The following is a 13,933-nucleotide window of genomic DNA, read 5'->3' as shown; positions in this document are numbered from 1 at the left end:
CTCGGGGAGCCCGGATCCTCGGCGGCGTGCTGCTGGCGGGCGGGCTGTTCCTGCTCTGGACGGCGTACCGGGCGGCCGACGGGGACTACTCGGTCTCCGGGCCGTGGCTGGCCCCGCTGGTGGTGACGACCGGCTGGGTGGTGCTGGCCGGGTGGTATCTGGCCGCCCAGTTCCGCACACCTGCCCGGGTCGAGCCGACCAGCGCCGGGGCCCCGCACCGCTCCCCCGGCACCCTCGATGGCGCCACCGCCGACCAGGACGCCACAGCCGGACAGACCGGCACAGCCGAGCGGGACGCCACAGCCGGCCAGACCGGCGCGGCCGAGCGGGATGCCGAGCCGGCGGCGGCCGTACGCTGGCTCCCGCCGGTGCTGCTCAGCGCGGCGCTGCTCGGCTACGTGCTGCTGCTCGACCCGGCCGGCTTCGTGCTCGCCTCGGCGGTCTTCTTCGTGGCCTGCGCCCGGATCCTCGGCAGCCGGCACTGGCTCCGGGACGTCGCGGTCGCGGTCCCGCTCGCGGTCGGCGTCTACTACGGCTTCACCCAGGGACTCGACATCACGCTGCCGGCCGGGGTGTTGCCGCTGTGAACGTCTTCGGCGACCTGCTCGGCGGCTTCGGCACCGTCCTGGAGCCGCAGTACCTGCTCTACGCGGCGATCGGCGTCACCCTGGGCACCTTCGTCGGGGTGCTGCCCGGGATCGGCCCGGCACTGACCATCGCCCTGCTGCTGCCGGTCACCTTCAACCTGGACGACCCGATCGGCACGTTCATCATGTTCGCCGGCATCTACTACGGCGCCATGTACGGCGGCTCCACCACGTCGATCCTGCTGAACACCCCGGGCGAGTCCGCCTCGGTGGCGACCGCGATCGAGGGGTACCAGATGGCCCGGCGCGGCCGGGCCAGGGCGGCGCTGGCGACGGCGGCGATCGGCTCGTTCGTCGCCGGCACCATCTCGACGCTGCTGCTGACCCTCTTCGCCAAGCCGGTGGCCGCGCTCGCGGTCGAGTTCCGCGCGGCGGACTATTTCGCGCTGGCCCTGCTGGCGATGGTGGCGGTCACCGCCCTGGTCGGCCGCTCGCTGGTCCGTGGCCTGATCTCGCTCTGCCTCGGCCTCCTGCTCGGCCTGGTCGGGCTCGACGAGCTGACCGGGCAGGCCCGGTTCAGCTTCGGCACCCTGGAACTGCTGGACGGCATCGACGTGGTGGTGATCATCGTCGGGCTCTTCGCCATCGGCGAGACGCTCTACGTCGCGAGCCGGCTGGGACAGCTACCCGACCGGGTCACCCCGCTCGAACCGGCCCGGGGCGGCTTCGGCTGGCTGAGCCGGCAGGACTGGGCGCGGTCGTGGCGGCCGTGGCTGCGCGGCACCGCCGTCGGCTTCCCGTTCGGCGCGCTGCCGTCCGGCGGCGCCGACATCCCGACCTTCCTGTCGTACACCTACGAGCGGCACCGGGCGAAGAACCGGACCGAGTTCGGCAAGGGGGCGATCGAGGGGGTCGCCGGGCCGGAGGCGGCGAACAACGCGGCCTTCTCCGGGGTACTCGTGCCGCTGCTCACCCTCGGCATCCCCACCTCGGCGACCGCGGCGGTGATGTTGGCGGCGTTCCAGATCTTCAACGTGCAGCCGGGGCCGCAGCTCTTCGACAAGTCCCCGGAGCTGGTCTGGGCGCTGATCGCCTCGCTCTACGTCGGCAACGTACTGCTGCTGGCGCTGAACCTGCCGCTGATCCGGCTCTGGGTGAAGGTGCTCCAGATCCCCCGGCCGATCCTCTACGCCGGCATCCTGGTCTTCGCCACCCTCGGCGTCTACGCGGCCACCAACAGCGTGACCCAGGTGCTGATCGCGTACGGGATCGGGGTGGTCGGGTTCTTCATGCGGCACTTCGAGTTCCCGATCGCACCGGTCATCCTCGGCGCCATCCTCGGCCCGATGATGGAACTCCAGTTCCGCCGCACACTGGTGCTCTCCAACGGGGACCTGAGCGTCTTCGTCACCCGGCCGCTCACCGCCGTACTGCTCGGGCTGGTCGTGGTGGCGGTGCTGGTGCCGTTCCTGCCCCGGATCGTCGCCCGGCTGCGCGGCCGGCCGACCAGCGCGCGACGGCTCGCCTTCGGCGAGGACGACTAGGCATCGTTCGGCGTGCCACCCCGCACGCCTCTCAGGTTCCGCCGGTCCACCGGTAGCGTCGCTCCGGTCGGCCGGCGGAGCCGTACCGCAGGCTCACCCCAGCCTTGCCGGCCCCGACAAAGTGCTCCAGGTAGCGCCGGGTGCTGACTCTCGACAGCCCGACCCGGTCGGCGCACTCGGTCGCGGACAGATCGCCGTCGGTCGACCGCAGTGCCGTGGCGACCAGATCGGCGGTCGGCTGGGTGAGCCCCTTCGGCAGGTCGATCGGGGCCGGCCGGAGCGCGACGAAGAGCCGGTCGACGTCCTCCTGGGCCACCTCTCCCGAGCCGGCCAGCCGCTGCTGGGCGGCGGCGTACCGCTCCAGCCGGTCGCGCAGCGCCTCCGAGCTGAACGGCTTGATCAGGTAGTGCACCACTCCGCCGCGCAGCGCGGTCCGGATCGTGTCGACGTCCCGGGCCGCCGTCACCGCGAGGACGTCCACCACCACCTCGCCCTCGCGCAGCCGGCGCAGCACCTCCAGCCCGGAGAGGTCCGGCAGGTAGATGTCGAGCAGTACCAGATCGGGGCGCAGCCGGTGCACCGCGTCCAGCGCCTCCGCGCCGGTGTGCGCCACCCCGACGACGGTGAAGCCGGGCGTCCGCTCGACGAAGCCCCGCTGCACCCGGGCCACCATGAAGTCGTCGTCGACCACCAGTACCCGGATCACGCCGGCGCCCTCCCGGGCAGCGAAGCGTCCCGGACCGGGTCGCTGCCGGGCGGCGTGGCCTCCTGGGCCAGGTCCTCAGCGGGCGGCGCGGCCACCCGGGCCGGGTCCCTGGTGGGCAGCGGCAGCCGGGCCCGGAACGACGCGCCGTCGACCTCGACGCTGCCGCCCCGGCGCTGGCAGATCAGCCGGACCAGCGCCAGCCCCAGCCCGTGGTGACCCCGGGCCGGATCCTTGCTGCTGTAACCCTGCCGGAACACCGCCTCGACCAGTTCCGGGGGCACTCCCGGGCCGGAGTCGTCGACCCGGACCACGACCTCCGCGTCGACCCGGGCGAGCGCGACCTCCACCCGGCCACCGGAGCCGGCCGCATCCAGCGCGTTGTCGACCAGGTTGCCGACCACCGTGACCAGGTCGGTGGCGAGCTGCTCGTCGACCGCGGGCAGGTCCGACTCCGGCGAGACCGCGAGCCGGACACCCTGCTCGGCGGCGAGGCTGGCCTTGGCGATCAGCAGCGCGGCCAGTGCCGGGTCGCGGACCAGCTCGGTGACGTCCCGGTTCAGCTTCTCGTGCACCTGGCTGGCCCGGGTGACGTACCGGATCACCTCGTCGTGTTCGCCGAGTTCGATGAGTCCGGCGATGGTGTGCAGCCGGTTGGAGAACTCGTGCGCCTGGGCCCGCAGGGCCTCGGTGGTGTGCCGGCTGGCGTCCAGCTCCCGGCGGAGCGCGGTCAGTTCGGTCCGGTCCCGCAGCGTGGTCACCGACCCGACCCGGCGGCCCCGGACCAGTACCGGCCGGCGGTTGAGCACCAGTACCCGGTCGTCGCTCAGGACGATCTGGTCGACCCCGGTGACCTTGCCGGTGAGTACGTCCCGGAGCCGGGGCTCCATCGGCTCGGCGTGCAGCGATCGGCCCACCGGCAGGGCCGCCAGCCCGAGCAGCCGGACCGCCTCGTCGTTGACCAGGGTCACCCGGTCGGCGGTGTCGGTGCCGAGCACGCCCTCCTTGATGCCGTGCAGCATCGCCTCACGGTGCTCGACCAGGCCGGTGATCTCGCGCGGCTCCAGCCCCAGCGTCTGCCGCTTCACCCGCCGGGCCAGCAGCAGTGACCCGGCCACCCCGAGCACCCCGCCGAGCAGCAGGTAGGTGAGCAGATTGGTGAGGCCGGCCGCGAGCTGCTCGGGCAGCGTCGGATAGGTCTGGCCGACCACGATCAGGCCGAGGAACCGGCCGTCCTGTTCGTCGAGCACGGGCACGTGCGCGACCAGCGCCTTGGATCCGTCGTCGACCACACCGACCCAGGACCGGCCGGCGAGGCCGTCACTGCTGCCGAGCACCATCGGCGATCCGGCGTCCGGGCCGGTGACCAGCTTGCCGGTGGCGTCGGCGATCAGCACGTACGTCGCGCCGGAGACCGCCCGGGCGCTCTCCGCCACCGCCGCCAGCGCCTCCTGACCGTGCGGGTCGCCGATGCCCATCCGTACGGTCCGGTTGATCGCCGCGTTCTCCCCGACGGAGCGCAGCCGGGAGCCCTCGTCCCGGCGGAACGCCGCGTCGGACTCGGCGATCGAGACGGCCGCCACGGTGCAGACGACGAGCAGGACGATGCCGAGTTGCAGCAGCAGGAACTGACCGGCCAGGGACATCCGCTGCCGCATCGCTCCTCCTCGTCCGGTTCGTTCCCCGGGGTGGTTCCGACGCCCTCGCCGGCCCCGCCACGGCATCCGGCCGGGCAACCGGGAAGCTCTCACCTGACCAGCCCCGACGTCAACCGGCAAACTGGTCCGGTCACGGGTGGTGACAACCGGGCGCCGGCCGGCCAGGATCGGCGGATGGCCCGCACCAGATATCCGACGACGAGAAGGCTGGCCGGTGCGGTCGCCGCCGGCCTCGCCGTGGTGCTGATCGCCGTGTCGGGCTGCGCCGGACGCCTCGCCGACGGGACCACCGAATTGCGGCTGCTCGTCCCCAACGCGCCCGGCAGCGGCTACGACGTGACCGCACGCACCGCCGCCAAGGCACTGGCGGACGCCGGGATCGCCCGTGCCGTGGAGGTCTTCAACCTGCCCGGTGGCGGTGGCGTCGTCGGGCTACGGCGGCTCGGCTACGAGCGGGGAAACCCGGACCTGATGATGCTGATGGGGCTCGGCGTGGTGGGCAGCCAGTACGCCTCCGGGGCCCGGTTCACGCTCCAGGACACCACCCCGATCGCCCGGCTGATCGAGGAGCCCGCCATCGTGGTGGTGACCCGGGATTCGCCGTTCCGGGACATCGGCGGGCTGATCGCGGCCTGGCGGGCCGATCCGGCGGGGGTGCCGGTGGGTGGCGGCTCGTCCGCCGGCGGGCCGGACCACCTCGCCCCGATGCTGATCGCGGACGCGGTCGGCATCCCGCCCCGGCAGGTGAGCTACCGGCAGTTCGACGGCGGCGGCGACCTGCTCGCGGCGATCCTCGACCACCAGGTCGACTTCGGCGTCTCCGGCCGCAGCGAGTACGCCGACCAGATCGCCTCCGGCCAGCTCCGGGTACTCGCCGTGACCAGCGAGTTCCGGCTCACCGGCACCGTCGCGCCGACCCTGCGGGAGCGCGGAGTCGACGTCGTCTTCAGCAACTGGCGGGGCATCGTCGCGCCGCCCGGACTGGACGGGGACGACGTCGCGGCGATGCGGGAGATGGTCGCCCGGCTGCACGGCTCGGCGCAGTGGCGGGCGGTACTGGCCAAGTACGGCTGGACCGACGCGTACCTGGACGGTGCCGGGTTCGGCGATTTCCTCCGGGCCGAGAACGATCGCCTCGCCCACGCACTCGACGGGCTCGGCCTGCGCCCGGTCGGCACGTCCGGACTCCGGGGCGGCCGGTAGTCCGAAGCGGCGCTCGGCTCCGGCATCGTCCGCTGAGGACGGCGCGGTCGCGGTAGAGTCCCGGCCACCGGCCCGCACCGGTACCTCGTCGGAACGCATCCGGCCAGTAGCCCGCATCACCTACCGACCGTTCACCGGGCCCGGCGCCGTCGGCGGACGCGCCACCGACAGCGCCGACCCGGGTCGTCCACCCCGGCCTCGTCAGCTCACCGCCGGTGCGGATGGATCGCCTGGAACAACGCGATCCACTGCTCCGGCCAGACGTACCCGACCAGGGTGTCGGCCGGCACCCGGTTGGCCCGCAGCGCCGCGTCGACCCGGCGCGCCGGATAGCCACGGTGCAACGAGGCCCGCAGCGAGCCGCCCACCCCGCTGAAGCCGAGCGCGACGAACCGCTCGTAGTCGGCGAGCTGGTGCGCCGGCAGCAGCTCCACCGCCCGGCGCTCCAGGCGCAGGATGCCGGAGTCCACCCGGGGCATCGGCCGGAATCGCTCCCGGGGGATCCGGCCGGCCAGCCGCCAGTTCATCCACGGCCAGGTCTGCACGGTACGCAGCGTCCACCGGCCGTAGTCGCCGCAGCGCTTCCGGGCGTACTCGAGCTGGGTGACCAGGGTGGCGGTGGTCAGCCGGGGGGCGTCCAGGCACCAGTCGACGATCCGGCTGGTCGAGGCGTACGGGATGTTGCCGACCACCGCGAACGGTTCGGTGGGCGGCCGGGCCGCGACGAAGTCGGCGTGCACGAGCCGGAGCCCCGGCTCGGACCGGAACTCCTCGCCGAGCCGGGCGACCAGCGCCGGGTCGATCTCGTACGCGACGACCCGCCGGCACCGCCGGACCAGCTCCCTGGTCAGCGCCCCCTGCCCCGCGCCGACCTCAAGAATCAGCCCGGCCGGGTCCGGGCGGGCCGAGGCGAGAATCTGCGCGATGGTTTGCTCGTCGCGCAGGAAGTTCTGCCCGAGCACCCGGCGCGACCGGTCCTGCCCGGTACGCGGCCCCGCCGGCCTGACGGGCCGGTCGGGTTGCCGGCGGACCGGCGGGTTCGCCCGGCGGGCACCGGGACGGTTGTCTCGATTGGGATGGTGATGCGGCACGGCCGTGTCCTCCCGCCCGGGCACTCCGGGCCGGTCTGTGGGACAGGCGGGCGCGCAGCGGCCACGACCTGTCCCGGATGGATCAGGACTCGGGTGACCCTGGACGTGCGGAGATGCCGGCGCCGCGCGCTCACGCGTCCTCGACAGCAACGGCGTCACGCGTCGTCGACGGCAACGGCGCCGCGCGTCAATCAACGCGAACGGCGTCACAGGCTGTCGACGCGAACGGCGTCACAGGTCGTCGACGCGGGTGACCCGCACCGGCCGCGACGACGCGGTACGTCGGGCGGACAGGTGGAGGGTCACGGCGCGGCGCGCCGCCGGAAGGACGGAACTGGCGTTCGACCGCGCCGCGTCAGCGGCGTCGGCGATCGAACCTGGATGCTCCCGCGCTCAGCCGACCAGGGCGGAGCGGCCGGCCCGAGGGCGGATCAGGAGCAGGGGCGCCCCGTCGGCGGTGCACGTCCCGGTCAGGGACCCGCGGATCAGGGCGTGAAAGGTGCCAGACACCCCGCCACCCTAGCTCAGTACGTGGGGACCGGATCAACCGGTTTTCCGCCCTCCCGGACGACCATCCGGTGCAGTACGTCCGGTTCACCAGGCCGGGCGAACCACCAGCCCTGGGCGTGGTCACAGCCCATCGAGCGAAGCAGTTCGGCCTGCTCCCGGGTCTCCACCCCCTCGGCGGTGACGGTCAGGTTGAGCCCGTGCGCGAGCGCGATCACGCTGGCCACGATCTGCCGGTCGGCCGGCGTACCGGGGTGCCCGGGCGTGAGGCCCTCGATGAACGCGCCCGCGATCTTCAGCTCCCGTACCGGGAGTCGACGGAGGTAGGCGAGGTTCGAGTAGCCGGTGCCGAAGTCGTCCACCGCGACCCGTACGCCGTGCGCGGCCAGCGCTCTCAGCGCGTCGGCCGGTCCCTGGGCGGGTCCGAGCAGGGCACTCTCGGTCAGTTCGAGCTGCAACTGTGAGGCCGGCAGCCCGACCTCGTCGAGGGTACGCAGCAGCTCGTCGGCGAGGCCGACGTCATGCAGTTGCCGGGCGGAGAGGTTGACGCTGACGAACGGCGCCCGCTCGCCGAGATCCCGGTACCAGCGGGCGGCCTGCTGGCAGCCGCGGGTCAGCACCCAGCGACCCAACTGCCCGATCAGGCCGATCTCCTCGGCGAGATCGATGAAGATCTCCGGGGCGACCGGACCGTGCTCGGGATGGGTCCACCGCAGCAGCACCTCGGCGCCGATCGGCACCCCGTCGGCGAGCCGCACGATGGGCTGGTACCGCAGCGTGAAGTCGTCCCGGTGCAGGGCCGAGCGGAGCCCGCTGGCGAGCGTCGACCGGAGCGCCTGCGCGTCGTGCCGGTTCGCGTCGTAGATCTCGTAGCGGTCGCCGCCGGCCGCCTTCGCCCAGTACAACGCGATGTCGGCGGCCCGCATCAGATCGCTCGGCTGGCTGTGCGGTATCCGGTCGTCGGTCACCCCGATGCTGACCGAGACCGAGAGCTGGTGTCCGGCCGCCGGGATCGGCTGCCGGACCGCCGACACCACCCGCTCCGCGACCCGTACCAGCCGGGTCGGGTCCGGGTCGGCGGCGACGATGACGAACTCGTCGCCACCGAGCCGGCCGGCCAGCCAGCCGGGGCCGGCGACGCACCCGGCGAGCCGGGCCGCGACGGTACGGAGCACGTCGTCGCCGGCCGCGTGCCCGAACGAGTCGTTGATCGTCTTGAACCCGTCGAGGTCGAGGTAGCAGATCCCGACGTGCTCGTCCGGGCCGAGCCCGTCGATCAGCTCGTCGAGCCGGCGCAGCACCAGGGCCCGGTTGGGCAGGTTGGTCAGCGGATCGTGCAGCGCCTGATGGGAGAGCGCGGACTGTAGGTGGTAACGCTCGGTGTCGTCCTGCGCCGTGACGACCAGGTGGGTCACCTCGCCGTGCGGCACCGGGGCCAGCGAGAGCCGCAGCCAGACGGTGCCGCCGTCCGGACGGCCGAAGGCCGCGTCGAGTTCGGCGTGCGTCCGGCGGCCGGCGTGCAGTTCGTCGAGCGCCTGGCCGACCGCCGCCCGGTGCGGGGCCTGGACCAGCCCGGTCAGCCGCCGCCGGACCAGTTCGGCGACCGGACGGTCGAGCATCCGGGCCAGGGCGGGATTCGCCTGCACGATCCGGTTCTCCGGGTCGACGACGCAGATCCCGCTGGCCGAGGAGACGAAGAGGGCCTCGAACCGCGCCTCGCTGGCCGCCCAGGCCCGCTCGGCGGTACGTCGGGCGGTCAGCACCGCCCTGATGATCGACTCCAGCTCGCGTTGGGTCCGCTCGCGCAGCGCCCGGGCGTACCCGGCGGCGACCGCGCCCAGCAACTCGGTCCGGCCGACCCGATCGGGCGTCTCGCCGGGCAGCTCCGGCGCGGCGTCGTGGGGTGGAAAGTGTGCGGCCAGGGCGGCGACGGTGGCGTGCAACGCCGACACGTTGGTGTAGCCGTCGGCGACCAGCGCGGCACCGACCTCCCGGGCCGCGGCCGGGCCGTCGGGCGAGCCGGCCATCCGTTCGGCGTAGCCGAGCAGCACCTGCCGCAGCTCGTCCAGGCGCACCGGGACGTAGCTGATCTGGGCCATCGCCCGGGCCCAGTGCTGGGCGAACTCGTCGAGGGCGGCGGACGCCGGCCCAGGCACCTGGCCCGGCTGGGTCACCGCTTGCGTCCCACTCCGGCGTAGATGAGGGCGCCCCGGTAGCGGTCGTCGACCGTCTCGGCCGGGTCCGGACGCCAGTCCGGCAGGTTCACCAACCCCGGCTCGACCAGCTCGAAGCCGGTGAAGAACCGCTCGGTCTCGGCCCGGTCCCGGGCGGTCAACGGCGTCGGGGTACGCCGGTAGAGTTCCCTGATCTCCTCGTCCGACTCCTCGCTGGCCCCGTGCGCGCCCTGGGTCACCACCAGATAGCTGCCCGACGGCATCCCCTCGGTCAACCGGGCTATCGCCCCGTGCGGGTCGTCGGCGTCCGGCACGAAGTGCAGCAGCGCGACCAGCAGCAGCGCGGTCGGTCGGCTCAGATCGAGCAGGCCGCCGTCGCGGACCTGGTCGAGGATGTCCTGCGGCCGCCGCAGGTCCGCCTGGAGGACGGCGGTACGGTCGTCGCCGGCCAGGATCGCCCGGCTGTGCGCCACCGCGACCGGATCGATGTCCACATAGACCACCCGGGCTTCCGGGTCGACGTGCCGGGCGACCTCGTGCACGTTGTTCGCGGTCGGGATGCCGGAGCCGATGTCCAGAAACTGCCGGATGCCCTGCGCCGCAAGGAACCGCACCGCCCGGCCCAGGAAGGCCCGGTTGGCCCGGGCGTACCGGACCGCGTCGGGCCAGGCCAGTTCGGTCTTCCGGGCGATCTCCCGGTCGACCTCGAAGTTGTGCGATCCGCCGAGCCACACGTCGTAGATCCGTGAGGCACTGGGGCGGTCGATATCGATGTCGTCGGACGTCCAGTCCGGTTGTGTCACCGTCACACTCCGCCAGCTCGGTGTTCGCCGTCCCGGCCCGACCCCGGCCACTCGTACTGGCCAGCCTGGTGTCCGCACCGGTTTCCCGAGCCGACAGCGTACCGACCGCGGACCGGTTGGCGAACCCACGGACATCGAGACACGCCACGTTCCGGCCCGGCCCGGGTGCCGACGATCCGTGTCCCGACGGCGGTTGCGGCGCTCACCTGCCGCGACACTCCACCGGGTAAAGTGATCACGGTCCCGGTCCGGCGTTAAGGTACCCGGATGGAAAAGCCCACCGTGGGTCTGGTCGACGGTCCGCCGCCGGCCGACCTCGTCATCGAGGACATAACGATCGGCACGGGCCAGGAGGTCCAGCCGGGCCAATGGGCCGTGGTGCACTACGTCGGGGTCTCGTTCGACACCGGCGACGAGTTCGACTCATCGTGGAACCGCGGCTCGCCGTTCAGCTTCCCGGTGGGTGGCGGCAAGGTCATCGAGGGTTGGGACCGGGGCGTACTCGGGATGCGGGTCGGCGGCCGGCGCAAGCTGGTGATCCCGCCGCAGCTCGGGTACGGCAACCAGGGTGTCGGCAACCGGATCAAGCCGGGCGCCACCCTCGTCTTCGTGGTCGACCTGGTCGACGTGAAGTTCTGACCTCGAGGTTCTGACCCGTTTCGACCCGGCCGGGGCACGTCCACCCCGGCAGACCGGCCCCGGACGCCGTCGGCGTCCGGGGCCGGTGACCCCGGCCCGGACCGCGCTCAGAAACCGAGCGCGGTCCGGCCACCCACCACCGGCAGGGTCAGGCTGCTCGACGTCGGCAGCACCGTCAGCCGGGTGCCGGGCAGCGGCAGCAGCGTGTACTCCTGGTCACTGGAGAAGATCACCAGACCGAACCGGTGCCCCGAGCGGAACACGTAGTCCTTCGGCTCCATCGTCCAGCGGTAGTCGGCGAGGCGCCCCGGCCGGAGCGGCCGGCTGTGCGCCTCGCTGGTCCGGTTCTGCGGGTCCAGCCAGCCCCGGCTCACCACCACCGGCGCCTCGGTCGAGCCGACCGGTCCGTAGTCGACCAGGTAGCCGGTCAGGTTCGCAGCCGTCCGGTTGTCGACGGAGAGCCGTACCCGCAGCTCCGGCCGGCCCGAGATCCGTACGTCCCGGCCCAGCGCCGGGGAGGTGTAGACCAGCCGGTTCGGGTTGGCGGTGTCCGGTCCGGCCACCAGTTCGGCCGGGGTGACGGTCCGTCCCGAGTCGACCAGGCTCTGCGCGGCCCGACCCCGCCCACCGTGCCCGACCAGTCGGCCCGGCGCGGTCGCGTCGCTCGCCGAGAGCCCCAACGACACCTCCCGGGCAGCCGGGTCCGGCCAGTCCCGGTACGTGGCGTAGACCCGGTCCTCGCGCTGCACCACCGCCCTCGGCTCGGCCATGATGTCGTTGTCGACGCCCCACAGCCAGTAGTCGAACCAGCGGTTCTCGGTCTGCTTGTAGGTCCACGACCGCCCGTCCGGCAGGGTCACCGTGGCGGCGCTGCCCGGTCCACCATGGCCGCCCTGGTGCAGCCACAGCTTGCGCGGCACGCCGTACCGGTCGAGCTGGTCCCACCAGTCGGCGAACTGCCCGGTCTTCACGTTCCAGTCGTTGAGCCCGTGTACGACGAAGACGCTGGCCCGGACCTTGCGCGCCCCGGGCAGGTAGTCGCGCTCCCGCCAGAACCTGGTGTAGTCGCCGGTGACCCGGTCCTGTTCCTCGGCGATCTCGGCGATCTCGTCGGCACAGGTCCCCGCCGAGCGGGCTCGCCCGGCGGTGTACATGGTGAGGATGTCGGCGTCCTCACCCTGGTATCCGCCGGGCGCCACCACCAGGCCGTTGGCCCGGTAGTAGTCGTACCAGTTGCTGATCGCGGCGACCGGAATGATGGTCCTGAGCCCCTCGACGCCGGTGGTCGCCACCATGTTCGGCAGGGTCCCGTTGTAGGAGACCCCGGTCATCCCGACCGCGCCGGTGGTCCAGCCGGCCCGCACGGGTGCGCCGCTGGCGTCGTACGCCCGGGCCCGCCCGCCCAGCCAGTCGATAATCGCCTTGGTACCCAGCGTCTCGGCCGAGTCACCGCTGGTCGGGCAGCCGTCGGAGTCACCGGTGCCGACGCTCTGCCCCAGCACCACCGCGTAGCCACGCGGCACGTAGTAGTCGTCGAGCTGGCCGGGCAGGTTCGCCTTGGCCCGCCGGATGCCCGGTTGCTCGGCCCGCCGGGCGGACGCGCCGGGCGACGCGCTCTGCGGCAGGTCATCGACGAGGACGCTCGGATAGGGGACGTCGCCCCAGGTGTCCTTCCAGTACGGCGAGTGCTCCAGGATCACCGGTACCCGCAGGCCCTCGGTGTCGGTCTCCCGGGGCCGGGAGATGTCCGCCACCACCCGGTCGCGCCGGCCGTCGTGGTCGGTGTCGAGCGGGGTCTCCACCCACACCCGCTCCTCGATCGCCTCCTCGAACGAGAAGACCGGCTGGGTCATGCCGTCCTGCACGACGATGCCCGGCGGCGGCGCGGCCGTGGCGGCGCGGGCCGGTACCGGTGCCGCGACCAGGGCCAGGCCGACCGCGTACGCCCCGAGAATCCTCACGGGACCTGCTGATGGCATGGAGTTGCTCCTCTCGACCAGTCCTCGTGGGCTGGCGCCCGGCGCCGCGCTGCCGGCCCGGCGGACCGGTTGTCGCGGTCGTCGGAGCGGAGCACCGTCCTCACCGGACGGCGTAGCGCATTCCAGGGTTGTCGGAATGGTCGGGCGGGCCGCGCCGAGAACGGCTGACTACGACGGACAAGAGACTGCCGATGGTGGGAACATTGACGGCCCATCCTAGATAGCCCAGCCGGATACGTCGATCGGTGGGGCCGCCGGTCAGTGAACCTTTCGCGCGGTTCAGGGGAGAGAGTTCGCCTGGTCGGCCCGGATCGTCAATCGGGTCCAGGCACCGAGGTAGACACGGTCGCCGTCACCGAGCGGGACCGGGGCGTTCGCGACGATCGGTGGCGTCGACGGATCGTTCAGATAGGTGCCGTTGGCGGACTCCAGGTCCACCACGGCCCAACCGTCCGGCTGCGGGAGCAGCAGCGCGTGCAGGTGGGAGACCCCGGGATCCACGGGCGGGCCGATCAGGTCGATATCCGGGTGTACGCCTCGGGATCGGCTGCGGCGACCGACCAGCAACTGCCGGGGTTCCAGGGTGAACCGGCGAGGCACGACGAAGCGGGGGAAGGTGAGGCTTCCGGCGTCCGTACCGCCGAACGATCGGACGAGGTCGAAGTATTCGGAGTCGGCGTCCACCACCAGTTGCCAGCCGGCGCCCGGCCCGGGCGCCTCGCTGCCGGCCTCCGGTGCGGTACCGGCCGATGCGGGGACGACCGGCGGGGCGAGCAGGAAGTCGTAGCCGTCCTCCTCGCAGAACCGCCCCACCTGCGGGGTGCCGCAGACCGGGCACGGCACGGCCGGGGTCGGTTCCCGCGCGGCTTCCGCTGCACCGCCCGCCGGCTCCACCGGTACGCCGACCTCCGGCGCCGGAAGCGGTCCTGCGGCGCCGTCCGGAGCCGGGCCGGCGCCGCGACGCGGCATCGGTACGCCGCAGACGTCGCAGTAGTCCACCGTGGACGACTCGTGTCCCCGGGGGCAGGTGGCCGCCGTCACCGGC

General features: G+C 73.0%; 11 protein-coding genes. 4 read left to right on the top strand and 7 right to left on the bottom strand.

The annotated features are described in order from the left end of the window. Window positions 1–26 precede the first annotated feature (26 nt). The gene (locus ACSMXO_RS20015; protein WP_455418913.1) at window positions 27–587 is read left to right on the top strand and encodes a tripartite tricarboxylate transporter TctB family protein; all 561 of its coding nucleotides are present in this window, start codon (window positions 27–29) and stop codon (window positions 585–587) included. Continuing rightward, window positions 584–2,131: a tripartite tricarboxylate transporter permease gene (locus ACSMXO_RS20010; protein ID WP_455418912.1), complete on the top strand. Its 1,548-nt coding sequence runs from the start codon at window positions 584–586 to the stop codon at window positions 2,129–2,131. The genes ACSMXO_RS20015 and ACSMXO_RS20010 overlap by 4 nt, the downstream gene beginning before the upstream one ends. A 31-nt stretch (window positions 2,132–2,162) precedes the next feature. Here ACSMXO_RS20010 and ACSMXO_RS20005 read toward each other — a convergent pair whose 3' ends face one another. Together ACSMXO_RS20005 and ACSMXO_RS20000 are read right to left on the bottom strand one after the other, a co-directional pair. Further along, entirely contained in the window at window positions 2,163–2,837 is a 675-nt protein-coding gene (locus ACSMXO_RS20005) for a response regulator (RefSeq protein WP_346257592.1), read from the bottom strand. Continuing rightward, complete coding sequence (locus ACSMXO_RS20000) at window positions 2,834–4,492, bottom strand: ATP-binding protein (RefSeq protein ID WP_455418911.1); 1,659 nt, start codon at window positions 4,490–4,492, stop codon at window positions 2,834–2,836. Before ACSMXO_RS20000 ends, ACSMXO_RS20005 begins: the two co-directional genes overlap by 4 nt. Before the next feature lie 174 nt (window positions 4,493–4,666). Between ACSMXO_RS20000 and ACSMXO_RS19995 the strand changes: the two genes are divergently transcribed. After that, a complete protein-coding gene (locus ACSMXO_RS19995) occupies window positions 4,667–5,695 on the top strand; it encodes a Bug family tripartite tricarboxylate transporter substrate binding protein (protein WP_455418910.1) in 1,029 nt (342 codons plus the stop codon). Between the two features lie 206 nt (window positions 5,696–5,901). On the opposite strand, the gene erm is transcribed toward ACSMXO_RS19995, so the two are convergent. From erm to ACSMXO_RS19980, 3 genes are all read right to left on the bottom strand, one after another. Then, window positions 5,902–6,657 (bottom strand): ErmE/ErmH/ErmO/ErmR family 23S rRNA (adenine(2058)-N(6))-methyltransferase, encoded by a 756-nt coding sequence (gene erm, locus ACSMXO_RS19990; protein WP_455419262.1) that lies wholly within the window; start codon window positions 6,655–6,657, stop codon window positions 5,902–5,904. Window positions 6,658–7,310: 653 nt separating this feature from the next. Then, window positions 7,311–9,467, bottom strand: coding sequence for a putative bifunctional diguanylate cyclase/phosphodiesterase (locus ACSMXO_RS19985; protein ID WP_455418909.1), 2,157 nt, complete (start codon window positions 9,465–9,467; stop codon window positions 7,311–7,313). Further along, on the bottom strand, window positions 9,464–10,270 hold the full coding sequence (locus tag ACSMXO_RS19980; protein ID WP_346257587.1) for an SAM-dependent methyltransferase: 807 nt from the start codon (window positions 10,268–10,270) through the stop codon (window positions 9,464–9,466). Before ACSMXO_RS19980 ends, ACSMXO_RS19985 begins: the two co-directional genes overlap by 4 nt. A 267-nt stretch (window positions 10,271–10,537) precedes the next feature. Here ACSMXO_RS19980 and ACSMXO_RS19975 point away from each other — a divergent pair, with 267 nt between their 5' ends. Beyond that, window positions 10,538–10,909, top strand: coding sequence for an FKBP-type peptidyl-prolyl cis-trans isomerase (locus ACSMXO_RS19975; protein WP_130462889.1), 372 nt, complete (start codon window positions 10,538–10,540; stop codon window positions 10,907–10,909). Window positions 10,910–11,016: 107 nt separating this feature from the next. On the opposite strand, the gene ACSMXO_RS19970 is transcribed toward ACSMXO_RS19975, so the two are convergent. Both ACSMXO_RS19970 and ACSMXO_RS19965 read right to left on the bottom strand, forming a co-directional pair. Then, window positions 11,017–12,870, bottom strand: coding sequence for a Xaa-Pro dipeptidyl-peptidase (locus ACSMXO_RS19970; RefSeq protein ID WP_455418908.1), 1,854 nt, complete (start codon window positions 12,868–12,870; stop codon window positions 11,017–11,019). 297 nt (window positions 12,871–13,167) lie between these two features. After that, entirely contained in the window at window positions 13,168–13,929 is a 762-nt protein-coding gene (locus ACSMXO_RS19965; protein ID WP_346257585.1) for an FHA domain-containing protein, read from the bottom strand. Between the last annotated feature and the right edge of the window lie 4 nt (window positions 13,930–13,933).

This window comes from Plantactinospora sp. DSM 117369, from assembly GCF_053764795.1.
This window is presented reverse-complemented; position numbering and strand designations above follow the sequence as displayed.

What these genes read in the sequence shown, in the direction of transcription:
- ACSMXO_RS19975 (WP_130462889.1), top strand. Translation starts at nt 10,538, where the DNA reads ATGGAAAAGCCCACCGTGGGTCTGGTCGACGGTCCGCCGCCGGCCGAC.
- ACSMXO_RS20000 (WP_455418911.1), bottom strand. Translation starts at nt 4,492, where the DNA reads ATGCGGCAGCGGATGTCCCTGGCCGGTCAGTTCCTGCTGCTGCAACTC.
- ACSMXO_RS19995 (WP_455418910.1), top strand. Translation starts at nt 4,667, where the DNA reads ATGGCCCGCACCAGATATCCGACGACGAGAAGGCTGGCCGGTGCGGTC.